The following is a 25,739-nucleotide window of genomic DNA, read 5'->3' as shown; positions in this document are numbered from 1 at the left end:
AAGTCCCCGAGTGCCGAAGTCCCGAAGTGCCGGAGTCCCGAAGTGCCGAAGTACCGGAGTGCCGAAGTACCGGAGTGCCGCCGCTCGACGGAGGAAACACTCGTCGGCACGCGGCTCAGGTCGCGACCGTCAAGCCACCGCGCCCGGCCCGGCCTCAGAGCACATCCTGGCGAGGGAACACCACCTTCTCCACGATGATGATGAGCGACGCCGCCACCGGGATCGCGACGAGCGCCCCGAGCACGCCGCCGAGTGTGCCGCCCGCGATGGCCGCGATCACCACGAGCGCGCCCGGTACGGCGACCGCTCGGCTCATGATGCGGGGGCTCAGCACGTAGGCCTCGACCTGCATGTACACGAGGTAGTAGATCGCCGCGACGAGGGCGGTGAGCGGCGACGCCGCGAGGCAGACGAGCGTGATGATGATCGCGGCCGAGAGCGTGCCCACGAGCGGCACCAGCGAGCCGAGGAAGGCGATGAACGCCAACAGGATCGGCGCGGGCGCCCCGATGATCGACAGGAAGATGAGGCTCAACACGCCGTTGAGCAGTCCCAGGCTCAGCTGGCCGATCACGTAGCGTCCCACGGATCCCGTGATCTCCTCCGAGACCTCACGGAACCCCGGCCGCGAGCTTGCGGGCACGAAGCGTGCGGCGTATCGCTTCATCGACGCCAGCGAGGCGAGGAAGTAGAGCATCAGGATCAGCACGATCGTCGCGCCCGTGAAGCCGCCCAGGATGCCGGCGCCCACGGCGAGCAGCCCGCCCGTGAGGCTGCCGAGGTTGTCGGGATCGGCGAGCCAGTCGCCGCCCGCCGTGACCGCCTGCTGGATCGCATCGCCGCCGACCAGCGAGTTCAGCCACCCCACGAGGGCGCTGTCCCGGACACCCTCGACGATGGTGTCCCAGTCCTCGATGAGGATCTTGGTCTGTTCGATGACGATCGGCACGATCGTGGCGATGAGCCCGACGAACAGGCCGACGACGACCACCACGACGAGCAGGATGGCGAGTCCGCGCGGCATATCGCGGCGTTGCAGCCAGCTCACGACCGGGTCGAGGCCGAGGGCGAGGAAGAGCGCGAGCGCCACGTACAGGATGACCGTGCCGAGCTGCCCGACGATGCCGCCGAGCAGGAGCGCGACGAGCACGCCGAGGGCGCCGACGAAGCCGATCCGGAACGCGTGGATCCGGATCTCGGGCCCACGCGACTCCGCATTGCCCGTGACCTCGGCCGCCGGAGCCTCCTCGGGTGCGGCGACGCGTCGCCTCCATGTCCACATGCGAGTGACGCTATACGCGTTCGCGTCGTCGCGAACGCACGCCGCGCCGAACCGGATCCGCTGTCATCGCGCCGCCGGAGCGGCCGCCATCAGGCACCGCCGCCAGCGAGCATCGTCACGATCGCGACGGTCGCGATGACGGTCGCGCCCACGACCGAGCTCACGGCCGCGGCCGCACGAACGTCCATGCCGTCGCCGGCACGTCGCGCGGTCGAGCGGCGACTGCGCCCACGCTTGCCGCGTCCGTCGGCGATCATCGTGCGGATGACATCGCGCAGCGTGGCGGCCACCTCGTGCGCCGTCGGGCGCTTCGCCGGGTCGTCGTGGGTCATGGCCTGGAGCAGCGTCCGCCACTCGTCGGGGAGGTCCTCGGGAACGGCCGGTGGTCGGTGCAGCCTGGCGAGTGCGGCCTCGATGGCCGATCCGGTGTACTCGCGCTCCCCGCGCAGCCCCTCGAGCAGGACGAGTCCGAGCGAGTACACGTCGCTCGGGGGTCCGACCTCCTCACCTCGCGCCTGCTCAGGAGAGATGTAGGCGGCGGTGCCCATGATGGCGCCGTCGCTCGTCATCCGCGCGCCGTCCACGAACTGCGCGACCCCGAAGTCGGCCAGCTTCGCGACGAGCGTGTAGCCGAGCGCCGGCGTCTCGGCCAACAGGATGTTCTCCGGCTTCACGTCGCGGTGCACGACGGCCCGGCCGTGCACGTAGCTCAGCGCATCCGCCATCTGGGCACCGAGGTCCGCGGCCTGACGGGGCGTGAGCGGCCCGTTGGCGAGGCGGTGCGCGAGCGACAGTCCCTCGACGAGCTCCATCACCACGTAGCGGCGCTCATGGCCGTCGTGCAGCAGCGTGCCGGCATCGTGCACGCCGACGAGTCCCGGGTGGCTCATCCCGCTGAGCAGGTGGATCTCCCGCTCCCGACGAGTGAGGTCGGCGACCGTGCCCGAATCGTCGCGGAACACCTTGATCGCGACATCGCGACCGAGTTCGGTGTCGCGCGCCCGGTACACGTCGGCCATGCCGCCCGACCCGAGGTGCTCGAGGAACTCGTAGCGAAGCCGCGGCTGGTATCGAGGCGGGCTGGATGCAACCTGCGGGTCGGTCATGGTCTGCTCCCTGCGTTCGTACGTCTCGAGCGGGTTGGCGCACAGCCTGAGACTCATCCCATGTAGTGACCCAAGGCTATCCGCGCACGATTTCCGGCGCTGGGCCTTGACAGATCGCTCGAGCCGTGCCGCGCGGGTCGCTCGAGCGACCAACGGATGCCTCGCGCGCCGGCCTCGTCGCCGCTCGCGCGTAGGCTCATCTGGGGCGCGGGCACCGAGCGCACCGGATCGAGGAGCAGATGGCCGACGCCGACGGGGTGGGATTCCGTTCCGAGCGAGGACCCATCCTCATCGCGCTGATGCTCTCGACCGGGTTGGTGGCCATCGAGGCGACCATCCTGGCGACGGCCGTGCCGACGATCGTCGCCGACATCGGCGGCTTCGCGCAGTTCCCGTGGCTCTTCTCGGTCTACCTGCTCGCACAGGCCGTCTCGGTGCCGGTCTACTCGAAGCTCGCCGACACCCTGGGGCGCAAGCCCATCATCCTCGTCGGCATCGGGCTCTTCCTCCTGGGGTCCATCCTCGCCGGCTTCGCGTGGGACATGACCTCGCTCATCGTGTTCCGGGCGGTCCAAGGACTCGGCGCCGGCGCCGTGCTGCCGCTCGCCGTCACGATCACGGGCGACCTGTACTCGGTACGCGAGCGCGCCAGGGTGCAGGCCTACATCGCGAGCGTGTGGGCCGTGTCATCCGTCGTCGGCCCCTCGCTCGGCGGCCTGTTCGCCGAGTTCCTGACCTGGCGGTGGATCTTCTTCGTGAACCTGCCGCTCGGGGCGATCGCGGTGTGGATGCTCGTGCGGAACTACCACGAGACGGTGGTGCGTCGGCGTCACCGCATCGACATCGCGGGCGCCATCGTGCTCACGGTGGGACTGACCCTGCTCATCCTCGCGGTGCTCGAGGGCGGGCAGGCCTGGGACTGGCTGTCGTGGCAGAGCCTCAGCTGGTTCGGCCTCGCCGCCGCCCTGCTCGTCGCCTTCGTGCTCATCGAGCGGCGCGCGGCCGAGCCCGTGCTTCCGCTCGGCATCTTCTCCCGTCGTCTGATCCTCACCAGCTCGCTCATCGCGTTCGGGCTCGGCGCGACGATCATCGGCCTCACCTCGTACGTGCCGACGTTCCTCGAGATGACGGCCGACGCATCGCCGTTCGCGTCGGGGCTGGCGGTCGCCGCGCTCACGCTCGGCTGGCCCCTTTCGGGCTCCCAGTCGGGTCGGCTGTACCTGCGCATCGGCTTCCGCGCCACCGCCCTCATCGGCATCGGGGTGACGGTGCTCGGCGCCGCGAGTCTCGTCGCCGCGTCGATGGCACCGAACCCGTGGACGGCGGCCCTCGCGTGCTTCGTCGTGGGGATCGGGCTCGGACTCGTGGCATCCCCCACCCTCATCGCGGCGCAGTCGTCGGTGCCGTGGACCGAACGCGGCGTCGTGACCGGTGCGATCCTCTTCCTCCGCTCCATGGGCAGCGCGGTCGGCGTCGCCATCTTCGGCGCGATCGCGAACGGCGTGATCGACCGCTCGGGCCTCGGCGAGCAGTCGCCCGCCGCGGTGCAGGCGGCATCCACCGCGGTGTTCATCGGCGTCGGCATCGCGACCCTCGCGACCATCGCCGCGGGGATCGCGATGCCGCGCGGTCACGTCGACGAGATCGAGCACCGCGCAGGAGCGGAGCCTGCGGGCTGAGCGGTCAGCTCGTGAACAGTCGCTCGACGAGCCAGAACAACCCGATCGCCCCGACGGCCACGCCCACGACGAGCGTCGCCGGGCGACCGGCCGGCGTGCGACGCAGGAGCACCAGCAGCGGGAACGCCACCGCGATCAGCACGAGCTGCACGACCTCGATGCCGAGGTTGAAGGCGAGCAGCGACCAGAGCAGACCCCACGACCACTCCTCGTCGATGCCGAGCGCACTCGCGAAGCCGAGCCCGTGCAGCAGCCCGAACACGAACACGATCGGCAGCCGCAGGCGAACGGACGGCTCGCGACGAGACAGTGCGGCGACGGCGGCCGCGACGATCGACAGCGCGATGACCGGCTCGATGATCGCCGCGGGCAGGTTCACGATCCCCATACCGGCCAGGAGGAACGTGACGCTGTGCGCCACCGTGAACGTGGTCGCGGTGACGATGATGCCGCGAAGCGTGCGTGCGCCGAGCAGGAGCGCCACGAGGAAGAGCACGTGGTCGAGCCCGAAGAGGAGGTGTTCGGCGCCGAGCAGGAAGAACTCGCCGAACGCCGGCCCCTGCTCGCCGAGCTCGATCGTCGGCGACGCGGCGACGAGCACCCCGCTGCCGGCCACGCCGTCGAGATTCCACTCGACGATGGTCTCGGTGCTGTGCACGAAGCCCTCGGCGTCGGGGAAGAGCGCGCTGGAAGCCTCGAGCGTGCCGCTCTCGCTCCCGCCGCAGTCGTAGGCGAAGCGTCCCACGGCGAATGCGCGGTCGCTGCGATCGCGGATGTCCCATGCGCGACCCGCTCGGCGGTGCACCGCTCTCCCTCAGCGTCGATGACGAACCGCCCGGTCACGTAGGCGTCGACGTCATCGGCATTGCCGGCGAGTTGGCGCAGTTGCTCGTCGCGCTCGGTCGCCTCGTAGGCTTCGGCGTACAGCCACGCCGACTTCATCAGCAGGTCGTACTCGAGCTCGAGCTCCGCCATGACGCGGGTGCCGTCGCGCTCGACGGTGGCGTACGCATCCGACGTCGAGTCGTGCGCCCGCGCCGGCACCGCAGGAAGCACCAGCAGCTGGAGGAGCGCGGCCAGTGCGACGACGAGCGCCGCCGCGGCCCGGAGCACCGGGCCGCGGCGGCGAGGTCTCGCGGAGATCACCGACTGCCGGCCCCCGGCTCACCGAGATACGGCAGGAGCGGGGAGCTCGGGTCCGGCGCGCCCGGGTCGCCCGCGGCATCCGTCGTCACGAACACTGCAGACTCGGACGTGCTGGAGCCACCGCCGATGGAGCGCGCCGTGACGATCCACGCGTATGCGGTGCTCGCCTTCAGCTTCGACCACTCGACCGAGGCGACCTCGCCGGAGGCGACCGTGGCCTCGCCCACGACCGCGGTCGGCACGTAGAGCGCCACCGAGTCGGTGCCGAAGCTCGTCGTGCGGCTCGTGAGGTCGATCGGCAGCACCATGTTGTCCTCGGTGCCGTCGTAGCGGTGCCGATCGTCGTACTCGGTCGCGCCGAACTCGTCGAGGAGCGGCGAGTACGTGTCGACGTTCATGATCGCGCGGTCGACGTCGATCTGGAGCATCCGGAGGAAGCTCGCGCCGAAGCGGAGCTGCGCGTCGGGCTGGTAGCCGCCGATCTCGGTGAGCCCGAGCCGGTCGGCCGACACCGTGTAGAACTGGTAGTCCGCAAGCAGCTCGACCACACCGTGCTCGATCTCGCCGACGTTCGGCTTCACGTTCGTGCCGACACCGTGCTCGTGGCCCGCGAGGATCAGGAACACGTTGGGGTTGTCGGCCACGACCCGGTCGTAGAGCAGCGAGCCGTCGGGCGCGGAGAACCTGGCGTTCCGGCCGTCGGGCTGGGTGCTCGGCGCGAGGTAGTCGTGCGAGAGCAGGATGCCGTTGCGGTCGGGGAACTGCTTGAACACGCCATCGGCCCACTCGGCCTCCTCGCGCGTCACGCCGTACGAGAGGCCGACGACGACGAAGTCCAGACCGCCCGCTGAGAACAGATCGTAGTGGTTCTGGTTGTCGCCCTCGCGCCACGGGCCGCCGTACTCCGCCTGACCCCAGCCGGCCGCGGCCGTCTGGTAGCGCTCGGGGCCGAAGTAGCGGTTGTAGATCGCCGCGGGCCCGTTCTCGGTGCCCGACTGGTTGTCGTGGTTGCCCGCGAGCACGCCGTTCGGAACCCCGGCTGCGTCGAGCACCGCGTGCGCGTCGATGACATCTCGAACTCGCCGACCACCTGCTGCTGCATGGCCTCGGTCGCGGGCGTGCGGATGTTGTTCTCGATGAGGTCGCCCGTGTGTGCGACGTAGGCGATCTTGCGTGCCTCGGCGTTCTCGGCGATCCACTCGGTCACGCCTCGGTACGCCGACTCCCAGACCGCGCGCTCCTCGGGCGTCTCCTGCTCCACGGCGCCCTCGGCGAGGTACTGCGTGTCGGTGAAGTGGGCGATCGAGAAGTCGTACGACGCCGGGTCGGCGAAGCCGTTCGGGTCGCCGGCCTCGGCCTGCAGGTCGTCGGCGAAGGGGTCCTCGCCGGTAACCATGACGTGCACCTGCTGGCGGTCGATGTAGCGGTCGTCGACCTGGGCGGTGAGCTCGGTCCGTCCCGCGGCGGCGCCACGACTGCCGGCGAGCGCATCCCACGTCGAGGTCTCGAGGTTCCAGGCGCGGAGGGTGGCGATGCGGTCCGGGTCGATCGTGCCCGCCCAGCGGAGCACGGGCGCCTGCACGTGCCCCTTGACCATCACGTCGAACCGCTGGAAGGCGACCTCGCGCGCCGCGTCGGTGTCGAGCGTGATGCCGTCGCCCGGCAGGAGCGCCGGGGCACCCGCGACGACCTGCTCGCCGTCGACCCGGAGCGTGGTGGGCACGCCCTGCGAGGTGCCCTGCCAGACCTGGTTCGGGGTGAGGATCTCGGCCTCCGAGAACGTGGCAGTGACCTCGCCGCCGTCGGGCTCGGCGACGCGCGCCGACAGCGTGACGGCGTCGCCGACGTCCGTGGCACCTGATGCCGGGGAGAGCTCGACCGGCATGTCGGGGATACCCGCCGACGTGAACACGATCTCGCGCGTCGCGCCGTTGCCGAGGCCGTCGACCGCGGTGACGGCGATGGTGTGCTCACCCGCGCCGAGGCCCGGGCCGACGAGGTCGCCCGGGGCGACGGGCTGCCCGTCGAGGGTGACGTCGGGGCCCGTCAGGATGCCGGAGCGGTCCTCCAGCTGGAGGTCGAGCGACACGGCCTGCGTGAGGGTCGAACCCGCCGCCGGCACGCTCGAGGCCACGGCGGGGCCCGAGTTGTCGGTGACGAGCAAGCGAGTGGCGACCTCGCCCGTGGTCGCGGTGGCGGCGACCTCGTGGTCGCCGTCGGCGAGCGCGGTCGTGTCCACGTCGGCGCGGAGGCCTCGAGCCGGCGCGTCGACCGAGAACTCCAGGGCGACCTCGCGCAGCAAGGTGGCGTTGCTGCCGCAGTTGCCGTCGCCCATGGCGTACGAGGACTTCAGGCCGATGCCTGCGGCGGTGCCGACGGCCGGCGCGAGCGAGATGGCGGAGATCGTGTAGTCGTCGCGGTTGACGCCGCAGGCCGCGTCGATCGAGCCGGTCACGAGCTGGACGGTGTTCGAACCGGGCCGGAGCCACTCGTTCGGGAACACGACGTCGACGCGCCGGCTCTCGTAGTCGCCGCCGAGGTCGAGCCGCATGCCGTTCACGAGGAGGTAGCTGTGGTAGCGCGCCTCGATCGAGTTCGATCCGACGCGGAAGCTCAGCACCGCGTCCCCGGCGCCGAGCACCGGGGTGGCCCCGGCGTCGGCGCCGTCGATGGTGAGTGCGGCGACACCGCCGTCGCCGACCGCGCGCTGGGTGGCGAAGACCTGCTGCACGCCCTTCGCGATGGTGCCGTCGGCGGGCGTCACGTACGGCGCACCGACCGGGGCGTTGTTCACCGCGACGGCGTGCGTGGCGGTCGCGCCCGAGGCGGTGGTGGCGACGATCGTGTGCGCACCGTTCGGCACCGCCGTGGTGTCGAGGTCGACCGCGAGTCCGGTCGTGCCCTGCGGGTCGCCGAGGACGAAGAAGGAGAGCTCGGCGTCGAGCAGCTTCGAGGTGTTCGAGCCGCAGTCGCCGTCGCCGAAGTTGTAGCTGTACTCGTTCTCCTCGCCGTCGGCGACCTCGCCGAGCAGTTCGAGCCCGACGTTCGAGAGCACGAAGTCGTCGTGGTTCACCCCGCACGACGTGTTGATGGTGCCCGTGACGAAGCGGATCGAGTTCTCGCCCTGCACGAGGAACTCGTTCGGCACCTCGAGGTCGACCCGCTCGTTCACGAGGTCGCCGAGGTCGATGCGGTGCTCGCCGTTGACCAGCACGTGGTTGCCGTACCGCGCCTCGATCGAGTTCGTGCCCACGTCGAAGCGCAGGTGCGAGACGCCGACGGTCGGCGTCGCGTCGAGCGGGGCGCCGTCGAGGGTGAGCGACGACACGTCGTCATCGGCCACGACGGGGGTCGCCGCGATCTTCGCGGTGCCCTCGAGCCAGCTCCCGTCGGCCGGCGAGAGCAGCGGCGGCACGAGGTCGGCCGACGTCGGCTTGTCGGCCGCCAGCGGTCCCCCGGCGGTGGCCGCGGGTGTCGTCGACCCGGATGCCGCAGACGCCGCGTGCGCCGGCGCGACCGCCAGCCCGAGCCCGAGCATCGCGGTGATCCCCACCGCGAGGATTCCGGCGACCGGCACGCTGCCGCCTCCGCCTCGTTCGTTCCTCCAGCGCATGCCGGTGCCCTCCTGGTGTCGTCCTGGCCCCGCCGTGCAGGCGGGGCACTCCGGATCACACGCTGGCCAGCACGGGTGAACAGTCGGCGTGCGGCAGCCCACGAACGTGAGACGGACGGGCGAACGGTTCCGCGCGCGCTGCGCTCTCGCCATCCCGGGCCCCGATGACGACCGTTCGACGGACGGAGGACGCCGGCGAACCGGCGTGGGCCGCCGAAAGGTCGTGCGCGGTTCAGAACCCCCGGCTCAGCGCAGGCCCGCCGGCCCGATCACCTCGCGCTCGAACGTACGCACCCACCGGTCGCCCGTGGCGCGGAACTCCGCGCGCGTCGAGAACCGGTAGTGGTAGGCGCGGGCCCGCACCCACTTCGGCGGCTTCCCGTCGAACGGGTCGACCGCGATCAGGCGGAGCGTCGGGGCATCCGCTTCGAGCAGTCGCGCGAGGAACATCTCGAACCATGGCTCCCACATGCGCCCGAGCGGCAGGAACCACATCAGCCAGTCGAGCCGCAGGTGGTACGGCGCCCACTGCCGCGGAATCGCCCGTACGTCGCCGGGCTTGCCCTTGAAGTGGTACTCGCGCCAGTCGGAGTCGTCGCCGGGCAGGTCGGCGAGCGTGCCCTCGACGACGATCTCGATGCGCTGCTTCGTCACGGTGCCGAACGCGCCGTAGGCGTTCACGAGCATCCACCGGTTGAAGCTCGCGTTCATGAGCTGGCGCCGCGAGAGCAGGTTCTGCACCGGCCGCACGCTGAGCTCGAGAAGGAGCACGGTCACCGCCGCGACGATGACGAACCACCAGAGCGGGGTGCTCGCGGCATCCGTGCCCAGGTCGGTCGGGATCGCCGGGACGAGCCAGTGCCATACCGAGTCCGAGATGGCGGATGCCCCGAGCACCACCGTGATCCAGTTCAGCCAGGCGAAGTTCCCGGTCACGACGAGCCAGAGCTGGGTGAGCACGATGATCCCGGCCGCGGCGGACCCGACCGGCCCAGGCACGAACAGGAAGAACGGCACCACGAGCTGCGCGAAGTGATTGCCGAGCACCTCGCCCCGGTGGAACCACTCCGGCAGCAGATGCGCCTGCCTGCTCAGCGGGTTCGGCATCGGCTGCGTCTCGTGGTGGTACATGAGCGCGGTGAGGTCGCGCCATTCGCGGCCGCCGCGGATCTTGATCATGCCGGCCCCGAACTCGAGCCGGAACACGAGCCACCACACGGCGACGAGGATCAGGATCGACGGCGGCTGGTCGTTCGAGCCGAGGAACGCCATGATGAACAGCGCCTCGCAGAGCAACATCTCCCAGCCGAAGCCGTAGAACGTCTGGCCGACATTCACGACCGAGAGGTACAGGATCCAGAGCACGAGGAAGACGAGCATCGGAACCCAGGGCGGCCCGAGCTGCGGGAGTCCGGCGACGACGGATGCCGCGAGCACGAGCCCGGCGACGGCGACCGCGACGAGGCGCCGGTCGGTGTAGCCCCAGCGGAACAGCGTCGGGCCACGCAGCCGCGACGAGCGGCGGATGAGCTCGGGGACCGGAAGCAGTCCGTGCTCGCCGAGGAGCGGCCGGAACTGGTTCAGCGTCGAGAGGAACGCGACGAACGCGAGGGCCCCGACCCCCCGCTGCAGCACCTGACGGGCGATCTCGTAGTCGTGCGCGTCGAACCAGTCGAGCCAGTCCACGCCCTCACGCTACCGACTAGAACTGGTGCAGGTACACCCACGGCAGCCGGTCCATCACGAGCCGGTGCCGGTTGCCCGCCGCATCGGGCGCGTCGTCGGGCACGTCGGGCTCGTGCTCCTGCCGTTCGCGCTCGGCGACGTACTCGTCGTCCTCCTCCCAGAGGATCATGCTGCGATCGTCGCTGATCCGCGAGACGTACGGCCGGATGTCACCCGAGCGCAGCTCCGCGAGGGCCTCGTCGACGGATGCCGCGTCCTTGAGCCCGTGCAGCGTCACCCACGTCGGCGGCCACAGCGACATCGAGCCGGCGCTGTGCCGGTCGAGCGCGTCGACGGGCCGGAACCACTCGATCGCAATGACCTCGTTCGGGTCGGGACGGATCTCGCCGTCGGGCACGCGCACGGCGAAGAACGTCGTGCTCAGGCGCTTCTGGGCGCTCGTCGGCGGCGGCGTCCAGCGTGAGAACGCCACGAGCTCGTCGGGATCGAGCACGAGCCCGATCTCCTCGCGGGTCTCGCGCACGGCGGCGCGGCGAGCCGCGTCCTCGGTGTCGAGCGCGCCGCCCGCGGCATCCGCGGCGTCGACGGCGCCGCCCGGGAAGACCCAGGCTCCGGCGAACGACCCGCGGTCGCGCGGCCGCTCGGCGAGCAGCACCTCGAGGCCGCGCTCGCCGTCGCGCAGCAGCACGACCGTCGCGGCCGAACCAGGAACCTCGTCGTTGGTGAGTGATGCAAGGTCGCTGTCCATGGACTCAGACTAGGCGCGTCGAGCCCACCGCGCACGGGTGCGACCCGGCCGGTCACGACGACGCGGCTACACTGCCGACATGGCTGAGGCATCCGTCGGCGGCGAGACCGTCACCCGATTCGCGACGCTCGTGCGGGCACCGAATCCCGGGCCGATGACGCTCGACGGCACGAACTCGTACGTGCTGCGCGCACCGGGATCGGCCGGCGTGATCGTCGTCGATCCGGGTCCGTCGGATGCCGCGCACCTGCGCCGCCTGGCCGAGGCGGGCCGCGTCGAGCTCGTGCTGCTCACGCACCACCACGTCGACCACAGCGAGGCGCTCGCGGAGTTCGCGGCCATGGCGGATGCCCCGGCGCGGGCGATCGACCCGGCCTTCTGCATCGAGGCCGAGCCGCTGGCCGACAGCGAGCGCATCGAGGCGGCCGGACTGGCGCTGCACGTGATCGCGACGCCGGGCCACACCGCCGACTCCGTGTGCTTCGTGCTGCCCGACGACGGCGAGCACGGCTCGGTGCTCACGGGCGACACGGTGCTCGGCCGCGGAACGACCATCATCGCCGACCCCGACGGGGCACTCGGGCCGTACCTCCACTCGCTCGGACGCCTGCGTGCCCTCGGCGCGACCGGCGGGGTGACCGTGCTGCCCGGACACGGGCCCGTGCTGCCCGACCTCGCGGGGATCTGCGACGCGTACCTCGCCCACCGCACCGAGCGGCTCGACCAGATCCGGGCGGCGCTCGACCGCCTCGGCGCGGACGCGTCGACGGAGGCCGTCACCGACCTGGTGTACGCCGACACGGATGCCTCGGTGCGAGGCGCAGCCGAGGCATCCGTTCGAGCGCAACTGCGGTACCTCAGGGGCACCGCGTAGTCGTCAGGCGGCGACGGCGAGGCCGCCGGTCCAGTTGATCTTCTCGGCTGCGGCGAGCGTGATCTGCAGGAAGCCGATGGCCTCGAGCTCACGGGCGCGCTTGAGGCTGCCGGCGTCGACGGCGTCGAGGCCGCCCGCGCGCACGACCTCGGCCAGGGCCTGCTTGGCATCGGCGTCGTCACCCGCGATGAGCACGGTGGTCTGCCGGCCGCCGATGGTCTTCGATGCGAGCGTCGCGGCGAAGTTCGTGTTGAAGGCCTTGAGGACCGTCGCCCCGGGGAGCGCCTTGGCGAGCTCCGCGGTGCGCGAGCTGTCGGCCGGCACGACGAGGGAGTCGAAGGTCTCGAAGTTCAGCGGGTTCGTGATGTCGACCACGATCTTGCCGGCGAGCTGGTCGCCGCGCCGGGCCACGATCTCGTCGAGTGCCGGGTGCGGCACGGCGAGCACGACGATGTCGCCCGTGAGGGCGTCGGTGTCGCGCGTGACGTACTCGACGGTGTTGCCGCCCGCGGCGACGATGCTGCCGATCGCGTTGCCCATGTTGCCGGTGCCGATGATGCTGACGGTGGTCATGACGTCCTCTCCGCGTCATTCGACGCGATTACTTGTAGGTACAACAATCACTTTAGCGTGAATCAGTTGTCGCGTCAACTATTGCGGTAGACTCGTCGCATGAGCGCCGACACGAGATGGCTGAACACCGAGGAATCCGCCGCCTGGGTGCGACTCATCGCGCTCGCCGAGCTCCTCCCGGGGGCACTCGACGCGCAGCTGCTGCGCGATGCCGGGCTCACGCACTTCGAGTACGTCGCACTGATGTCGCTCGCCGAGGCGCCCGAGCGCACGATGCGCATGACCGAGCTCGCGTCGCGCACCAACGCGACGCTCCCCCGCCTCTCGCACGTCGCCCGTCGCCTCGAGGAACGAGGGCTCATCCACCGGTTCCCGTGCCCCACCGACCGACGTGCCACGAACGCGACCGTGACCGAGGCGGGCCTGCGGCTCATCGCCGACGCCGCGCCCGGCCACGTCGAGACCGTGCGGGGCCGGGTGCTCGACGCACTGACGCCCGAGCAGCTGCAGCAGCTGTACTCGATCGCGGGCGCGGTCCTCGCGCGGCTCGACCCCGAGGAGCGGCTGACGGCGACCTCGTGCCAGTTCAGCGAGGGCCCGGCGGTCGCCCGCGCAGGCTGACCGCTGCTCGTGGCAGCACTGCCCGTGGCAGCACTGCCCACGGCAGCACTGCCGTGAGCGGCATCCGCCCCGTGGCATCCGTCGCCCGCGCAGGCTGGATGCATGAGCGAAGACCAGTCCCCACCCATCCAGCCCATCGACGCCGAGCTCACCAGGCGGCTCTACCACGAGCGCATCATCGTGCTCGGCGAGGAACTCGACCAGGCCGGCGGCAACCGCCTGATCGCCCAGCTGCTCACGCTGTCGGCCGATGATCCGCGCCGCGACATCCGCTTCTGGATCAACTCCCCCGGCGGCTCGGTGCCGGCGATGCTCGCCATCATGGACGTGATGCGCGCCATCCCGAACGACGTCGCCACCATCGCCGTGGGATGGGCGGCGAGCGCGGGCCAGTTCCTGCTCACGGCGGGCACCCCTGGCAAGCGGTTCGCGCTGCCGCACGCGCGCATCCTCATGCACCAGGGCTCGGCCGGCATCGGCGGCACCGCGGTCGACATCGAACTGCAGGCCGAGGACCTCCGCTACACCCGCGACACGGTGCTCGGCATCACCGCGGAGCTCACCGGGCAGCCGATCGAGCGCATCGCGCAGGACTCGCTGCGCGACCGCTGGTTCACCGCCGACCAGGCGGTCGGCTACGGCTTCGTCGACCGCGTCGCGCACGAGGTCGACGACCTCATGCCCGCTCCGGGCCGCGGCGTGACGACCGGATTGCGAGTGCCGGCATGAGCACGTACACGATCCCCTACGTCATCGAGAAGCGCGGAAACAGCGAGCGCTCGCTCGACGTCTACAGCCGACTGCTCTCGGAGCGCATCGTCTACCTCGGCACCGAGATCGACGACGGGGTGGCGAACGTGCTCATCGCCCAGTTCCTGCACCTCGCGTCGGAGTCGAGCGAGACGCCGATCAGCCTCTACCTGAATTCGCCCGGCGGCTCGCCGGGTGCGGCGCTCGCGGTCTACGACACCATGCGGCACATCCGGCCGGATGTCGCGACGACGTGCGTCGGGCAGGCCGGCGGGCCCGCGGCGGTGCTCCTCGCGGGCGGCGCGAAGGGCATGCGGGCGATCCTCCCGCACGGCAAGGTGACGCTGCACCAGCCCGCGTCGCAGGGACGGGGAACCGTGCCCGACCTCATCCTGCACGCCGACGAGGTGCTGCGGGTGCGCGCCGACCTCGAGGCGGCGCTCGCCGCCGACACCGGGCACGACGTGATGACGCTGCGGCGCGACACCGACCGCGACCTCATCCTGCCCGCGCAGGCCGCCGTCGACTACGGGCTCGCCGACCGCGTGCTCGCGGGCTGACGCTGGGCGCAGCGGTCACGCCGGCCGCCTCACCCATGTTTCCGTTCCCGCACGACGTGGCCCGCCCATGGGCAACACTGCGCGGGAACGGAAACATCAGGCGGGAGCGCTCAGGCGGCGAGCAGGAACACGTCGGCCGGTCCGGCCGGCGGATGCACCGGCGCCGCGTCGACCCGGAACGCGAGCGACGCCTCGAGGATGAGGCGCTCGCGCCGCTCGGCCTCGCGCCGCTCCTCGTCGCGCCGGGCACCGAGCCGGTCGCCGACGCGTCGCACGACCTCGACGAGCTCGAGTCCGAGCGCGTCGGCGACCGAGCCGAGGATCTCGGACGAGGGCTCCTTGCGCCCCCGCTCGATCTCCGAGAGGTACTGCGGCGAGACGCCGGCGGTCGCTGCGACCTCGGTCAGGATCCGCTCCTGGTCGAGGCGCTCGCCGCGCAGCACCTCGCCGAGCACGTGCCGCCACAGCGGCTTCGGCGCATGCGGGCCGATCGCCCGTGAGAACTCGATGACGTCGCCCATGCGGCGAGGCTAGTCGGCGCACGCCGCCGCCGACAGGTCGATCCGCTCACAGCAGAACGACGGCGGACGGCGGACGCCCCGAGGAGGCTCAGGCCGCGCCCGTCTCGGGCTCGGCTTCGCCGCGCAGCCGCGCGAGCACGCGGGACGAGGCATCCGCGATCGCCTGCTTCTCGCGGTCGGTGAGCAGGTCGAGGAACAGCGAGCGGATGTCGCGGGCGTGATCGCGCATGGCCCGGAGCAGCGCTCGCCGCCCATCACGGGTCAGCACGATGAGGCTGCCGCGCCCGTCGGTGTCGCACTCGACGCGCTCGACGAGCCCGCGGGCGGCCATGCGCGTGAGCTGGTGCGACATCCGGCTCTTCTCCCAGCCGAGGGTGTCGCAGAGCGCGCCGGGCCGCAGTTGCCGTTCGGGCGAGCGGAACAGCGCGAGCATCACGGCGTAGTCACCGTGCGAGATGCCGGCGTCGCGCTGGAGGCGACGGTCGAGCTCACGCATGAGCTCGCCGTGCATGATGCCGAAGTCCTGGAAGAGCGCCCACTCGTCGGGGTCGATCTCGGAGACTTCGGACATGACCCCATCCTACTGCGGATTTGGTTGACACGTCATCTTTCGGTTATGGTGACGTGTCAACTACTTCCGCCACCGAGGAGGCACCCATGTCCGCGATCAAGATCGGCATCATCATCGGCAGCACCCGCCCGGGTCGCGTCGGCGACCAGGTGGCGAACTGGGTGCTCGAGCGCGGCGCGGCTCGCAGCGACGCCGAGTTCGAGGTCGTGGACCTCGCCGACTTCAAGCTTCCCCACCTCGATGAGGCCCTTCCCGCCGGCTACGGCCAGTACGCGAACGAGCACACCCGTGTCTGGGCCGCCACGGTCGCCGAGTACGACGGCTTCGTCTTCGTGACGCCCGAGTACAACCACTCCATCCCCGGCGGCCTCAAGGACGCCATCGACTTCGTCGGCGCCGAGTGGAACAACAAGGCGGCCGGCATCGTGAGCTACGGCGCCGTCGGCGGCGCCCGCGCGGCGGAGCACCTCCGCGGCATCCTCGGCGAGGTCCAGATCGCCGACGTGCGCTCGCACGTGGCACTCAACCTCATGACGGACTTCGTCGAGTTCACGACGTTCGCCCCGGCCGACTTCAACCTGGGCGTGCTCGACGTGCAGCTCGACCAGCTCGTCGCGTGGGCCGGCGCGCTCCGCACCGTGCGCGAGTCGGCGTCGCTGGCGCAGGCCGCGTAACCACGGCCCCCTCCCCCCGCATCCCCCGACGATGCGGACCGTGGCGTCGACCGGCACCCCGCCGGTCGACGCCACTCCGCTACGCCGGCGGGTTCTCGGGATCGACCGTCTCGATCGTCTCCTCCTCGACGGGGTTGTCGGCCTCCATCTCGTTGACCTCGGGGCCCTCGCGCGGCGTCTTCTCCACCCCCGATTCGGCACCGAGCCCCGTCTGGTCGGGCTCGTCGGCATCGCTGCCCATGGGCACGTTCATCGCATTCGGATCGCTCATCGCCTGCTCCTCGCTCGTGGCGTGCGCCAAGCGTCCGTCGCGGCCCCGACCTCCGTCAACGGCTTGACGCGGCGCTCCGGCCGGGCACGGCGGGCCGTCGGATGCCCCGGTCCATCGATCCGGAGCCGGCACGCGATCCGCACTAGAGGAAGCGCGGCGCTTCGGGTCAGAATGGCCACGAGACACCTGGAGGTGCAACGATGCCGATCGAAGTCGTCTTGTGGTCCATCCTCGGCCTGACCGCTGCCGTGGTCGGCGTGCTGGGACTCGCCGCGCTCTGGGCACTGGGCAAGCCCTCACGCTGACGAGGGGCCGTCCCCTTCGAGCTCCGCACGGAGCACGCGCAGCTCCGCCGTGATGCGCCGCAGCGTGTCGCCATGGCGCGACGCGAGTTCCTGCGCGAGCGGTGCGCGCGCCCGTCGTGCGGCGGCGGCCTTCGCGGCGCCCTCATCGGTGAGCGTGAGCAGCGAGGCCCGGCCGTCGTGCGGCGAGCTCTCGCGGCGCACGAGCCCCATGGCCTCCAGTCGCGTGATCAGTCGGCTCGGATGCCCCGACTCCGCCACGAGGTGCTGCGCGAGTCCGCTCAGCGTCACCGGCTGCCGCTCCTCGAGCGCCATCAGCGCGTCGGCCTGCACGCACGACAGCCCGATCGGGTGGAACACGTCGGTCAGTGCCGCGTTGAGCGCGGGCACGAGCGCCTTGAGCTCGTAGGCGAAGTCGATCGCGTCGCTCGCGGACGGCCCGGCGATCTCGGCCTTGGATTTCCGTGACATGTCATGTAGCTTAGCGCTCGACCATTTATGTGACATGTCACGGAATCGAGAGTGATCTCATGGAGCGCATCATCGTCCGCCGGTTCGGCGGCCCCGAAGCACTCGAACGCGTCGCCCAGCCCGACGCCCGGCTGCGTCGGGGGCGAGTGCGTGTGCGAGTGACGCACGCGTCCGTGGGCTCGACCGACGCGCTGGCCCGTCGTGGCGGCTACCTGCTGCAGCCCGTTCCGGGCTTCACGCCCGGCTACGACTTCGTGGGCGTGCTCGAGACGACGACACCGGATGCCGCGGCGCGAGGCCTCCTCGTCGGCACCCGGGTCGCCGGATGCCTGCCGCGCATGGGTTCGCACGCCACGTCGATCGACGTGCCGCCGAGGTTCCTTGCGGCGGTGCCCGACGTGCTCTCATCGGAGGTCGCGGCCGCACTCCCGCTCGACGCCGTGACGGCGGCGCTCGCCCTCCGACTCGCCCGGCTGCGACCCGGCGACGCGCTGCTCGTGCAGGGTGCGAGCGGTCCGGTCGGCTCGCTCGTCGCCCAGCGCGCCGTCGCGGCGGGGCATCCGGTCATCGGCACCTCGTCGCCGGCGAACCGACACGGCGTGGAAGCGCTCGGCGCGACGTGGGTCGACTACCGCGACCCCGAGCTGGCGGCACGCGTACGCGCAGCCACGAGCGGTGGCACCGGCGCGGCCGTCGACCACACCGGCTCCGCCGAGGTGCGCGGGGCCGTGGCATCCGAGGGCACCGTGGTGCGCCTGTCGTTCGTGGGCCGGCCCGGCCGCGAGCGCCGCGACACCTTCGCCGGCAGCGTCGCCACGCTCGCGCGGGCGGTCGCGCGTCCGCGCGAGCGGCTCGTGTCGGTGCCCGCCTTCGTCGCAACCCGCCCGGCACGCGCGCGGGCACTGCTCGCGACCGAGCTCGACCGTGTCGCACGCGGCGAACTGCGCGCACCGTCGGTCGAGCTCGTGCCGTTCGCCCAGGTCCGCGAGGCGCATGCCCACCTCGACGCCGGACTCGCCGGCACGAAGCTCGTGCTCGTGATGTGACGCCGACCCGCGCGCAACCCCTGGGCCGGACCAGTGCACCGGCCCTACCGTTGGCAGGGTGGAGGCGGACGACGAGCCGGTGGGCGTGCGGAGCGGCCGTCCGACGCTCGCCATCGTCATCCCCGTGCGGAACGATCGCGGCTACCTCGAGCGCTGCCTGCGGTCGATCGCGGCGCAGTCGGTCGCACCCGACGAGGTCATGGTGGTCGACAACGGCGACAACGGCGACCTGCACGGTCTCGCCGCGCGCTACGGGTTCCGCATCGTGGCGGAGCCGGTGGTCGGCATCCCGGCGGCGACCGGGACCGGGTTCGACGCGGCATCCGCCGAGGTGCTCGCCCGCATCGACGCCGACTCCGTGCTGCCGGCAGGCTGGGTGCAGGCGGCCATCGAACGCTTCAGCGACCCGGCCGTGGAGGCGGTCACCGGATGGGCGTGGATGCCGAACGCCTCACGACTGGCGTCCCGGCTCGGCGTCGCCGCGTTCGTGGGCGGCTACACCGTGGCGGCGTGGCTCGGCCTCGGGCACCGGCCGCTGTGGGGATCTTCGATGCTCCTCAGGCGTCGCGTGTGGACGGCGGTGGCGGACCGGTTCTGCCGCGGTGACCAGCGCGTGCACGACGACCTCGATCTCAGCATCCACCTGCCTCCTGGCACGCGGGTGATGCGCGACCGCCGGCTGTCGGTCGGGATCTCGTCGCGCCCGCTCCGCGACGTCGCGAAGCTCGGCCGGTACGTGACGATGGCCGTGCACACGTTCGTGAAGCACTGGCCGCACGAGCTGCCGCCGTATCGCTGCATGCGCATGCTGCGCGCCCGGGCCGAGATTCGACGCCGGGGCCGCCCGCCGCGACCGCGCCCCCGCCCGCTCCGGGTCAGGCGACCGTGACGTCCTCGCCGCGCCGTCGACGCAGATGAAGTCGCCGGCGTTCGTCGAGCGACGGGTCGGGCCCCTCCCACACCTTGATGATCGCCCAGCCCACCGCGGTGAGCGGGACGGCGAGCACCGCGCCGGCGACGCCGCCGATGATGGTGCCCGCGGTCAGCGCGATCAGGATGACGAGCGGATGCAGCTTCAGCGACTGCGCCATCACCACGGGTTGCAGCAGGTCGCCTTCGAGCTGGTTCACGAGGATGACGATCGCCACGACGATGAGCGCGACCACCGGCCCGTTGGCGACCAACGCGACGAGCGCCGCGAGGATGCCCGCGAGCGTCGCACCGACGATCGGGATGAACGACGTGAGGAACACGACCACCGCGAGCGGCAGCGCGAGCGGAACCTGCAGGATCACGAGCCCGAGTCCGATGAAGACCGCGTCGACGAACGCGACGATCGCGGTGCCGCGCACGTAGCCGCCGAGCACCTTGACGCCCGTCACGCCGACGCGGCGCCCGCGCTCGAGCCGCTCGCCGTGGAAGGGCCGCATGAAGAATGCCCAGATGCGGTCGCCGTCCTTGAGGAAGAAGAAGAGTACGACGAGCATCAGGAGCAGTCCCGTGATGAACTCCGTGGCCCGCGAGACGCCCGTCAGCGCCGTCTGGCCGAACTCGGCACTCGTCACGAAGTCGATGATGGAGTTGCGGGCGTCGTCGATCTGCTGTTGGTCGATGGGGATCGGCAGTGTCTCGACCCAGGCGAGCAGGTCGTCGAAGCCCTGCGTGGCCGCTTCGGCGAGGTCGGCCCACTGGGTACGCACGGCGAAGACGATCGCGGTGATGATGCCGCCGAGCACGAGGATGCCGCCGAGCAGCGTGATCCAGGCGGCGAGCATCCGCGGGACGCCGTGACGGCGCATCCACATGATGAGCGGCGCGGCCGCGGCCGCGAGGATGAGGGCGATCAGCACGGCCAGCACGAGCACCTTCACCTGGATGAGCGCCCAGATCGCCAGCGCCGCGAGGATCACGACGATGAGCACCTGCAGGCTCCGGGTCGCCCAGCGGCCCAGGCGGTCGTTCCAGATCGATCCGAGGTTCGAGCGCTTGGGCGCGTCGGCGATGCCGTCCGTCTGGGGCGCGCCCACCCGCTCGGGGACCGGCTCGCGTCGTCGTCGTATCCGCATGCCGCAACCATACGAACGTCGGGTGCTCATCTGCGCCCCCTCGCGCGCGCGCCGCGGATCCGCTAATGTCTCACGGTTCCCGGTGCGGTGGCGTTCGTCGACCGATCCGGTGGCGCTCAGTCGCGTGCTGCCAGCACTTCGTCGACCCACGTCGGCACCACGACGCTCGCCGGCCCGTGCCGTACCTCCTCGAACAACGGCGTGATCTCGCTCGCGGCGAGGTTGAGCTCGATCGTGCGGGCGCCGTACGCCGCGGCCGTCATGACGAACCCCGCGGCCGGGTAGACCGCGCCCGAGGTGCCGATCGCGGCGAACAGGTCGCACGCGAGGAGCGCCTCGTCGATCTCGTCGAGGTCGTACGGCATCTCGCCGAACCAGACCACGTCGGGACGGAGCATCCGCTCGCCGCAGACCGGACACGGGGGCCGCTCGATGAGGTCGGCCGCGATGGGCGACCGGGACTCGCAGGCGGTGCACCGGGCGGTGAGCAGGTCGCCGTGCATGTGCAGCACCCGACGTGAACCGGCACGCTCGTGCAGGTCGTCGACGTTCTGGGTCACCACGAGCAGGTCGTCGCCCAGGGCGCGTTCGAGTCGGGCGAGCGCCTCGTGGGCCGGGTTGGGTTCCACCCGGGCGACCGCGTGGCGGCGACCGTCGTAGAACCGGTGCACCGTGTCGGGATCGCGGTCGAACGCCTCGGGCGTCGCGACATCCTCGACGCGGTGCCCCTCCCAGAGGCCACCGGCGTCTCGGAAGGTGGGCACCCCGCTCTCGGCGGAGATCCCGGCACCGGTGAGCACGACGAGTCGCATGACTCCATTGAACCGTGCGTCGGGGTCGTGGGCGGGTACACCGACGGGCGTAGCCGAGATGACTCCGTCGAGCGGATGCCGCGGTCCCACGCCGTCGCGAAGGTGGGTGACATGACGACCATCATGCGAAACACGTCACGACCCGAGTCGGCCGCCCGAGTCATCCGGATGCCCCTCTCGACACGCCTGCGCAAGCTCGTGCTGCTCGTGCACATCGCCGCCGCGGGCGTCTGGCTCGGACTCGATCTCGCGCTCGGCATCCTGGTCTTCACCGCGATGACCGCCGATGCGAGGGGTGCGGGCGCCGCCGCGGCGAGCCTCGCGGCCGTGGCGACCTGGCCCCTCGTGATCGTCGGGTCCGTCACGCTGGTCTCGGGGACGCTGCTCGGCCTCGGCAGCAAGTACGGCCTCGTGCGCTACTGGTGGGTCCTCGCGAAACTCGTGATCAACGTCGTGCTGCTCACGCTCGTGGTGATCCTGCTGTGGCCCGGCCTGACGGTGGCCGGCGAGGCGGGCCGCGTGGCGCTCGCGGCAGGCGAGGCACCCGCGGTCGCCGCGACGCTCGTGTTCCCCCCGATCGTGTCGTCGACGGTCGTGATCGTCGCGATGACGCTCTCGGTGTTCAGGCCGTGGGGGCGGATCCGCCGGCGAGGTGCGTCTGTCGAAGCCCGGCCATGATCTCCGCCCAGAGCTCGGGCCCGCCCTGCTCGAGCTGCTCGCCGGCCGGGCCGAGCACCGCGTCGGTGGGCCGGTGCCGATATCCCCAGCCGCCGAGGTGCGCGAACACCGGGACGAGCTGGATCGCGGGTTCCGTCAGGCTGTAGCGTGCCCGCTGCCCGGGGCGCGCGTCCTCGCGCGTGAGCAATCCCGCCGCGACGAGGTTGCCGAGCCGGTCGGCGAGGATGTTCGAGGCGATGCCCTCGAGCGAGCCGGCCTGCAGTTCGCGGAAGTAGCGACGGTCGCCGAACATGATGTCGCGGAGCACGAGCAGGGTCCAGCGATCGCCGAAGACCTCGACCGCCGCGTTGATCGGGCATCCCGACCGGGGCTCATCCGCTTGTCGCATAGTGCTTGCAATCTACTACCACTCGGGACTACCGTCTCCACCAACCGATTGCGAACCACGAGCGGAAAGGGCCGCTCATGTTGAAGCACGTGGCCGAGGGAGTGCTCGTTCACGAGAGCGAGTTCATCCAGAGCAATGGCGTCGTCGTGCAGGGACGGGATGGTGTGCTGCTCATCGATCCCGGCATCACGAACGACGAACTGGCCGAGCTCGCGAACGACCTCCGCGAGCTGGGCGAGCCGGTGGTCGCGGGCTTCTCGACGCACCCCGACTGGGATCACGTACTCTGGCACCCGCTCCTCGGCGACGCACCCCGATACGGCACGACTCGCTGCGCGGCGTCGATGCAGGAGCTGCTCGCGCAGCCCGACTGGCAGGAACAGGTCGCCGGGGGGTTGCCGCCGGAATACGCCGACGACATCCCGATGGAGCTGCTCGGGCAGATCACCGGTCTGCCGGGCGGAGCCGCGCGGATCCCCTGGGAAGGCCCCACCGTCCGGATCATCGAGCACCAGGCTCACGCGAAAGGGCACGCCGCGCTGCTGATCGGCGAGCGCGGCATCCTCGTCGCCGGAGACATGCTCTCCGACATCCTCATGCCGTTCCTCGACCTGGATGCCGCCGATCCGATCGACGACTACCTCGCCGCGCTCCGGCTGTTCGACGGCGTGGCCGACGACGTCGTAGCCGTCATCCCCGGTCACGGCTCCGTCGGCGGAGCGGAGGAGCTGCGTGCGCGGATCCGGTTGGATCGCGGCTACGTGGAGGCACTTCGGGACGGCCGTGATCCCGACGACCCACGGATCGGCCCGCATGCCCCGCTGGACTGGCTCGCCGACGTGCATCGATGGCAGCTGCAGCGGCTCGCCGAACGAGCACAGGCCGCGACCTCCGAGTAACCGTCCGGTGGCGGACTCCGGCCGACGCTACGGCTCGACCGATCAGCGATCGTCGGCCGGACGCACGAGCGCCCGCAGCACGAAGAACACCACGACGGCCACCACGGCCACGATCACGATCTTCACGATGAACCACAGCACGCTGAACACCACGTCCACCAGGAACCACGCGATGAGCACGGCGGCGATCACGCCGAGGACGGTCCAGACGGTGCGGCTCATATCTCGAGGCTAGCCGACGCGAGCCGACCGGGGCCGAGTCGAAGCATGACCGCTCCGCGCGCAGCCTTCGGCGACGCAGGGATACGCTGGCGCTTGCGTGCGGCCGCGGCCGCGACATCCGCTCACCCCGACTCGACGGAGGTACCACGTGAACGACCCGAGGACCACGGATGTCCCGGCGCTGCACCCAGAGACGGTGGCCATCACCGCGGGCCGTCCGCCGCACGGCCCCGACGCGCCCATGAACGTGCCCGTGCACCTCACCTCGACGTACGTGGCGGGCGGCCCCGTCGCCTACGCGCGGTACGGCAACCCGTCGTGGACCGCCTTCGAGGACACGCTCGGTGCGCTCGAGGGCGGCCGATGCGTGGCCTTCGCGTCGGGCATCGCCGCGATCGCCGCCGTGCTCGACCTCGTCGAGCCGGGCGGCACGATCGTGGCACCGCGCCATTCGTACACGGGAACCGTCGGCCAGCTCGAGGAGCTGCAGGCGAAGGGCCGCATCCGCGCCGTCTTCGTCGACATCACCGACACGGCGGCAGTGGCGGATGCCTGCGCGGATGCCGCGATGCTGTGGTTCGAGTCGCCCACCAACCCGGCCCTCGAGGTCGCCGACATCGCGGCGATCACCCGCGCCGCGCATGAGCGCGGCGCGCTCGTCGCGGTGGACAACACCTTCGCGACACCGCTGCTGCAGCGTCCGCTCGAGCACGGCGCCGACCTCGTGGTGCACTCGGCCACGAAGTACCTCTCGGGCCACAGCGACGTGGTCATGGGGGCGGCGATCGCGGCATCCGACGAACTCCAGGCGGAGCTCGTGCGGCACCGTTCGCTGTTCGGAGCGATCCCGGGGCCGATGGAGGTGTTCCTCGCACTGCGGGGCCTGCGCACCCTGCCGGTGCGCCTCGAGCGCGCGCAGTCGAACGCGCAGGAGCTCGTGCGCCGGCTCACGGGCCACCCCGCGCTCGAGGAGGTGCGCTACCCGGGCTTCGGCGCCATCGTCTCGATCGTCGTCCGCGGTGGCGCCGACCCGGCCGACGCGCTCGTCGAGCGCACCTCGCTGTGGGTGCATGCCACGAGCCTCGGCGGCGTCGAGTCGACGTTCGAGCGCCGCCGTCGCTGGCCCGCGGAGCAGCCGACGATCCCCGAGGGCCTCGTGCGCCTCTCGGTCGGTCTCGAGCACATCGACGACCTGCATCGCGACCTGGCCGCCGCCCTCGACTCGCTGGACTGAGTTCGAGAGGCCGCCGTTCGAGAGGCCGCCGTTCGAGAGGCCGCCGCCGCCCGCGGCGTGCCGTCAGCGTGCCCGCTCGAGCAACCAGTCCATGGCGTCGGGCACCGTGGCGAGCACCGAGACGTGGCCGTCATCGAGGCGCATCCAGAGCCGTGCGTTCGGCAGCCGGCTCAACATCCATGCCGCATGCCGTCGGGGCACGACCCGATCGCCCTCACCCTGCACGAGGAGCACCGGCGCAGCGACGTCCTCGAGTTCGAAGCCCCACGGCGACGCGAAGGCGACATCGTCGTCGATGAGGCCGTCGGGTCCGAACGCGACCGACCGGCCGACGTCGGCGCCGAGCGACGCCCACTCCCCCTCGAGCGCGGCGTAATCGGCCGGGAGGAACTGTTCGGGGTCGAACTCGTCCGCTTCGGCGAACCGCGCCCGGGCATCCCGGCCTTCGCGCGCGGCACGCAGCGCGTCGGGCGACCGCATGCCCGCGAACCAGTCGAAGGCGTCGGTATAGGGAGCGATGCCCGCGATCGAGACGACCGCCGTCACCCGCTCGGGCTCGAGCGCCGCACCCGCCAACGCATGAGGGGCGCCGCCCGACGCCCCCATGGCGGCGAAACGGTCGACCCCGAAGGCATGGGCGATCGCCGCGACATCCGCCGCCGCCGACGCCACATCGCGGCCGGGCAGCGGCGAGGAGCCGCCGTAGCTCGGTCGGGCATAGGAGATGAGCCGGATGCCGCGTGCCGCCGCCGCGGCGACCACCGGGTCGAGCGGCGCACCGGTCTGCGGCGACCCGTGGTGCCAGACGAGCACGAGGGTCGACTCGGAATCGGGCCCGGTGTCGTACGCCCGGAGGACCCGGCCGTCGTCGACCTCGCGCGCATCCACCATGTCGCCGCTCCCGTCGTCAAGCCCGGTCCTCCCGCGCGGTGCCCACTCTAGGCTG

At 71.4% G+C, this 25,739-nt stretch carries 27 protein-coding genes; 11 read left to right on the top strand and 16 right to left on the bottom strand.

What is annotated here, in order from left to right; translation table 11 throughout:
- Window positions 1-154: 154 nt before the first annotated feature.
- Both ACVFI9_RS05040 and ACVFI9_RS05035 read right to left on the bottom strand, forming a co-directional pair.
- Window positions 155-1,282 (bottom strand): AI-2E family transporter, encoded by a 1,128-nt coding sequence (locus tag ACVFI9_RS05040; protein WP_474764954.1) that lies wholly within the window; start codon window positions 1,280-1,282, stop codon window positions 155-157.
- An 89-nt stretch (window positions 1,283-1,371) separates the two neighbouring features.
- Window positions 1,372-2,388, bottom strand: coding sequence for a serine/threonine-protein kinase (locus ACVFI9_RS05035; RefSeq protein ID WP_474764953.1), 1,017 nt, complete (start codon window positions 2,386-2,388; stop codon window positions 1,372-1,374).
- Between the two features lie 239 nt (window positions 2,389-2,627).
- Here ACVFI9_RS05035 and ACVFI9_RS05030 point away from each other — a divergent pair, with 239 nt between their 5' ends.
- On the top strand, window positions 2,628-4,067 hold the full coding sequence (locus ACVFI9_RS05030) for an MFS transporter (protein WP_474764952.1): 1,440 nt from the start codon (window positions 2,628-2,630) through the stop codon (window positions 4,065-4,067).
- Between the two features lie 4 nt (window positions 4,068-4,071).
- Here the strand turns inward: ACVFI9_RS05030 and ACVFI9_RS05025 are convergent, their stop codons facing one another.
- From ACVFI9_RS05025 to ACVFI9_RS05010, 4 genes are all read right to left on the bottom strand, one after another.
- Window positions 4,072-4,872, bottom strand: a complete 801-nt coding sequence (locus ACVFI9_RS05025) for a HupE/UreJ family protein (RefSeq protein WP_474764951.1) — start codon at window positions 4,870-4,872, stop codon at window positions 4,072-4,074.
- Between the two features lie 1,143 nt (window positions 4,873-6,015).
- Complete coding sequence (locus tag ACVFI9_RS05020; RefSeq protein WP_474764950.1) at window positions 6,016-8,826, bottom strand: hypothetical protein; 2,811 nt, start codon at window positions 8,824-8,826, stop codon at window positions 6,016-6,018.
- A 246-nt stretch (window positions 8,827-9,072) separates the two neighbouring features.
- The gene (locus ACVFI9_RS05015; protein WP_474764949.1) at window positions 9,073-10,512 is read right to left on the bottom strand and encodes a lipase maturation factor family protein; all 1,440 of its coding nucleotides are present in this window, start codon (window positions 10,510-10,512) and stop codon (window positions 9,073-9,075) included.
- Window positions 10,513-10,528: 16 nt separating this feature from the next.
- The gene (locus tag ACVFI9_RS05010) at window positions 10,529-11,260 is read right to left on the bottom strand and encodes an NUDIX hydrolase (RefSeq protein WP_474764948.1); all 732 of its coding nucleotides are present in this window, start codon (window positions 11,258-11,260) and stop codon (window positions 10,529-10,531) included.
- 79 nt (window positions 11,261-11,339) lie between these two features.
- On the opposite strand from ACVFI9_RS05010, the gene ACVFI9_RS05005 reads away from it, so the two are divergent.
- Window positions 11,340-12,134 carry an MBL fold metallo-hydrolase gene (locus tag ACVFI9_RS05005; RefSeq protein WP_474764947.1) on the top strand — a complete coding sequence of 265 codons (795 nt, stop codon included), beginning with the start codon at window positions 11,340-11,342 and terminating at the stop codon, window positions 12,132-12,134.
- A gap of 3 nt (window positions 12,135-12,137) precedes the next feature.
- On the opposite strand, the gene ACVFI9_RS05000 is transcribed toward ACVFI9_RS05005, so the two are convergent.
- A complete protein-coding gene (locus tag ACVFI9_RS05000) occupies window positions 12,138-12,707 on the bottom strand; it encodes an NADPH-dependent F420 reductase (RefSeq protein ID WP_474764946.1) in 570 nt (189 codons plus the stop codon).
- A gap of 99 nt (window positions 12,708-12,806) precedes the next feature.
- On the opposite strand from ACVFI9_RS05000, the gene ACVFI9_RS04995 reads away from it, so the two are divergent.
- From ACVFI9_RS04995 to ACVFI9_RS04985, 3 genes are all read left to right on the top strand, one after another.
- Complete coding sequence (locus tag ACVFI9_RS04995; RefSeq protein WP_474764945.1) at window positions 12,807-13,328, top strand: MarR family winged helix-turn-helix transcriptional regulator; 522 nt, start codon at window positions 12,807-12,809, stop codon at window positions 13,326-13,328.
- A 102-nt stretch (window positions 13,329-13,430) separates the two neighbouring features.
- Window positions 13,431-14,057 (top strand): ClpP family protease, encoded by a 627-nt coding sequence (locus ACVFI9_RS04990; protein WP_474764944.1) that lies wholly within the window; start codon window positions 13,431-13,433, stop codon window positions 14,055-14,057.
- Window positions 14,054-14,638: a ClpP family protease gene (locus tag ACVFI9_RS04985; protein WP_474764943.1), complete on the top strand. Its 585-nt coding sequence runs from the start codon at window positions 14,054-14,056 to the stop codon at window positions 14,636-14,638. The genes ACVFI9_RS04990 and ACVFI9_RS04985 overlap by 4 nt, the downstream gene beginning before the upstream one ends.
- A gap of 110 nt (window positions 14,639-14,748) precedes the next feature.
- On the opposite strand, the gene ACVFI9_RS04980 is transcribed toward ACVFI9_RS04985, so the two are convergent.
- Window positions 14,749-15,159, bottom strand: coding sequence for a helix-turn-helix domain-containing protein (locus ACVFI9_RS04980; RefSeq protein WP_474764942.1), 411 nt, complete (start codon window positions 15,157-15,159; stop codon window positions 14,749-14,751).
- A gap of 88 nt (window positions 15,160-15,247) precedes the next feature.
- Window positions 15,248-15,730 (bottom strand): MarR family winged helix-turn-helix transcriptional regulator, encoded by a 483-nt coding sequence (locus ACVFI9_RS04975; protein ID WP_474764941.1) that lies wholly within the window; start codon window positions 15,728-15,730, stop codon window positions 15,248-15,250.
- A gap of 86 nt (window positions 15,731-15,816) precedes the next feature.
- Here ACVFI9_RS04975 and ACVFI9_RS04970 point away from each other — a divergent pair, with 86 nt between their 5' ends.
- Window positions 15,817-16,404, top strand: a complete 588-nt coding sequence (locus tag ACVFI9_RS04970; RefSeq protein WP_474764940.1) for an NADPH-dependent FMN reductase — start codon at window positions 15,817-15,819, stop codon at window positions 16,402-16,404.
- Between the two features lie 79 nt (window positions 16,405-16,483).
- Here ACVFI9_RS04970 and ACVFI9_RS04965 read toward each other — a convergent pair whose 3' ends face one another.
- Window positions 16,484-16,675 carry a hypothetical protein gene (locus ACVFI9_RS04965; RefSeq protein ID WP_474764939.1) on the bottom strand — a complete coding sequence of 64 codons (192 nt, stop codon included), beginning with the start codon at window positions 16,673-16,675 and terminating at the stop codon, window positions 16,484-16,486.
- Window positions 16,676-16,971: 296 nt separating this feature from the next.
- On the bottom strand, window positions 16,972-17,448 hold the full coding sequence (locus ACVFI9_RS04960; protein ID WP_474764938.1) for a MarR family winged helix-turn-helix transcriptional regulator: 477 nt from the start codon (window positions 17,446-17,448) through the stop codon (window positions 16,972-16,974).
- Between the two features lie 59 nt (window positions 17,449-17,507).
- Between ACVFI9_RS04960 and ACVFI9_RS04955 the strand changes: the two genes are divergently transcribed.
- Entirely contained in the window at window positions 17,508-18,494 is a 987-nt protein-coding gene (locus ACVFI9_RS04955; protein WP_474764937.1) for a quinone oxidoreductase family protein, read from the top strand.
- A gap of 58 nt (window positions 18,495-18,552) precedes the next feature.
- Complete coding sequence (locus ACVFI9_RS04950) at window positions 18,553-19,383, top strand: glycosyltransferase family 2 protein (protein WP_474764936.1); 831 nt, start codon at window positions 18,553-18,555, stop codon at window positions 19,381-19,383.
- On the opposite strand, the gene ACVFI9_RS04945 is transcribed toward ACVFI9_RS04950, so the two are convergent.
- Together ACVFI9_RS04945 and ACVFI9_RS04940 are read right to left on the bottom strand one after the other, a co-directional pair.
- Window positions 19,370-20,560 carry an AI-2E family transporter gene (locus ACVFI9_RS04945; protein WP_474764935.1) on the bottom strand — a complete coding sequence of 397 codons (1,191 nt, stop codon included), beginning with the start codon at window positions 20,558-20,560 and terminating at the stop codon, window positions 19,370-19,372. The genes ACVFI9_RS04950 and ACVFI9_RS04945 overlap by 14 nt on opposite strands.
- Before the next feature lie 116 nt (window positions 20,561-20,676).
- Window positions 20,677-21,372, bottom strand: coding sequence for an NAD-dependent deacylase (locus ACVFI9_RS04940; protein ID WP_474764934.1), 696 nt, complete (start codon window positions 21,370-21,372; stop codon window positions 20,677-20,679).
- Window positions 21,373-21,483: 111 nt separating this feature from the next.
- Here ACVFI9_RS04940 and ACVFI9_RS04935 point away from each other — a divergent pair, with 111 nt between their 5' ends.
- Window positions 21,484-22,050, top strand: a complete 567-nt coding sequence (locus tag ACVFI9_RS04935) for a hypothetical protein (protein WP_474764933.1) — start codon at window positions 21,484-21,486, stop codon at window positions 22,048-22,050.
- On the opposite strand, the gene ACVFI9_RS04930 is transcribed toward ACVFI9_RS04935, so the two are convergent.
- The gene (locus ACVFI9_RS04930) at window positions 21,995-22,438 is read right to left on the bottom strand and encodes a winged helix-turn-helix transcriptional regulator (protein ID WP_474764932.1); all 444 of its coding nucleotides are present in this window, start codon (window positions 22,436-22,438) and stop codon (window positions 21,995-21,997) included. The two genes, ACVFI9_RS04935 and ACVFI9_RS04930, sit on opposite strands and share 56 nt — an antisense overlap.
- A gap of 77 nt (window positions 22,439-22,515) precedes the next feature.
- On the opposite strand from ACVFI9_RS04930, the gene ACVFI9_RS04925 reads away from it, so the two are divergent.
- Entirely contained in the window at window positions 22,516-23,337 is an 822-nt protein-coding gene (locus ACVFI9_RS04925) for an MBL fold metallo-hydrolase (RefSeq protein WP_474764931.1), read from the top strand.
- 42 nt (window positions 23,338-23,379) lie between these two features.
- Here ACVFI9_RS04925 and ACVFI9_RS04920 read toward each other — a convergent pair whose 3' ends face one another.
- Window positions 23,380-23,559 (bottom strand): hypothetical protein, encoded by a 180-nt coding sequence (locus ACVFI9_RS04920; protein ID WP_474764930.1) that lies wholly within the window; start codon window positions 23,557-23,559, stop codon window positions 23,380-23,382.
- Window positions 23,560-23,707: 148 nt separating this feature from the next.
- On the opposite strand from ACVFI9_RS04920, the gene ACVFI9_RS04915 reads away from it, so the two are divergent.
- Entirely contained in the window at window positions 23,708-24,793 is a 1,086-nt protein-coding gene (locus ACVFI9_RS04915; protein ID WP_474764929.1) for a trans-sulfuration enzyme family protein, read from the top strand.
- 63 nt (window positions 24,794-24,856) lie between these two features.
- On the opposite strand, the gene ACVFI9_RS04910 is transcribed toward ACVFI9_RS04915, so the two are convergent.
- Window positions 24,857-25,684 carry an alpha/beta fold hydrolase gene (locus tag ACVFI9_RS04910; protein ID WP_474764928.1) on the bottom strand — a complete coding sequence of 276 codons (828 nt, stop codon included), beginning with the start codon at window positions 25,682-25,684 and terminating at the stop codon, window positions 24,857-24,859.
- Between the last annotated feature and the right edge of the window lie 55 nt (window positions 25,685-25,739).

The sequence above is a fragment of the Agromyces sp. NSFZ genome (assembly GCF_056156205.1).
The sequence above is the reverse complement of the archived record's forward strand: the minus strand, read 5'-3'. Positions and strand labels throughout refer to the sequence as shown.

Bases quoted from the DNA above. Each gene is read 5' to 3' on its own strand.
- ACVFI9_RS05040 (WP_474764954.1), bottom strand. From the start codon at position 1,282: ATGTGGACATGGAGGCGACGCGTCGCCGCACCCGAGGAGGCTCCGGCG.
- ACVFI9_RS05035 (WP_474764953.1), bottom strand. From the start codon at position 2,388: ATGACCGACCCGCAGGTTGCATCCAGCCCGCCTCGATACCAGCCGCGG.
- ACVFI9_RS05030 (WP_474764952.1), top strand. From the start codon at position 2,628: ATGGCCGACGCCGACGGGGTGGGATTCCGTTCCGAGCGAGGACCCATC.
- ACVFI9_RS05020 (WP_474764950.1), bottom strand. From the start codon at position 8,826: ATGCGCTGGAGGAACGAACGAGGCGGAGGCGGCAGCGTGCCGGTCGCC.
- ACVFI9_RS05010 (WP_474764948.1), bottom strand. From the start codon at position 11,260: ATGGACAGCGACCTTGCATCACTCACCAACGACGAGGTTCCTGGTTCG.
- ACVFI9_RS05005 (WP_474764947.1), top strand. From the start codon at position 11,340: ATGGCTGAGGCATCCGTCGGCGGCGAGACCGTCACCCGATTCGCGACG.
- ACVFI9_RS05000 (WP_474764946.1), bottom strand. From the start codon at position 12,707: ATGACCACCGTCAGCATCATCGGCACCGGCAACATGGGCAACGCGATC.
- ACVFI9_RS04995 (WP_474764945.1), top strand. From the start codon at position 12,807: ATGAGCGCCGACACGAGATGGCTGAACACCGAGGAATCCGCCGCCTGG.
- ACVFI9_RS04990 (WP_474764944.1), top strand. From the start codon at position 13,431: ATGAGCGAAGACCAGTCCCCACCCATCCAGCCCATCGACGCCGAGCTC.
- ACVFI9_RS04985 (WP_474764943.1), top strand. From the start codon at position 14,054: ATGAGCACGTACACGATCCCCTACGTCATCGAGAAGCGCGGAAACAGC.
- ACVFI9_RS04980 (WP_474764942.1), bottom strand. From the start codon at position 15,159: ATGGGCGACGTCATCGAGTTCTCACGGGCGATCGGCCCGCATGCGCCG.
- ACVFI9_RS04975 (WP_474764941.1), bottom strand. From the start codon at position 15,730: ATGTCCGAAGTCTCCGAGATCGACCCCGACGAGTGGGCGCTCTTCCAG.
- ACVFI9_RS04970 (WP_474764940.1), top strand. From the start codon at position 15,817: ATGTCCGCGATCAAGATCGGCATCATCATCGGCAGCACCCGCCCGGGT.
- ACVFI9_RS04965 (WP_474764939.1), bottom strand. From the start codon at position 16,675: ATGAGCGATCCGAATGCGATGAACGTGCCCATGGGCAGCGATGCCGAC.
- ACVFI9_RS04960 (WP_474764938.1), bottom strand. From the start codon at position 17,448: ATGTCACGGAAATCCAAGGCCGAGATCGCCGGGCCGTCCGCGAGCGAC.
- ACVFI9_RS04955 (WP_474764937.1), top strand. From the start codon at position 17,508: ATGGAGCGCATCATCGTCCGCCGGTTCGGCGGCCCCGAAGCACTCGAA.
- ACVFI9_RS04945 (WP_474764935.1), bottom strand. From the start codon at position 20,560: ATGCGGATACGACGACGACGCGAGCCGGTCCCCGAGCGGGTGGGCGCG.
- ACVFI9_RS04940 (WP_474764934.1), bottom strand. From the start codon at position 21,372: ATGCGACTCGTCGTGCTCACCGGTGCCGGGATCTCCGCCGAGAGCGGG.
- ACVFI9_RS04935 (WP_474764933.1), top strand. From the start codon at position 21,484: ATGACGACCATCATGCGAAACACGTCACGACCCGAGTCGGCCGCCCGA.
- ACVFI9_RS04930 (WP_474764932.1), bottom strand. From the start codon at position 22,438: ATGCGACAAGCGGATGAGCCCCGGTCGGGATGCCCGATCAACGCGGCG.
- ACVFI9_RS04925 (WP_474764931.1), top strand. From the start codon at position 22,516: ATGTTGAAGCACGTGGCCGAGGGAGTGCTCGTTCACGAGAGCGAGTTC.
- ACVFI9_RS04920 (WP_474764930.1), bottom strand. From the start codon at position 23,559: ATGAGCCGCACCGTCTGGACCGTCCTCGGCGTGATCGCCGCCGTGCTC.
- ACVFI9_RS04910 (WP_474764928.1), bottom strand. From the start codon at position 25,684: ATGGTGGATGCGCGCGAGGTCGACGACGGCCGGGTCCTCCGGGCGTAC.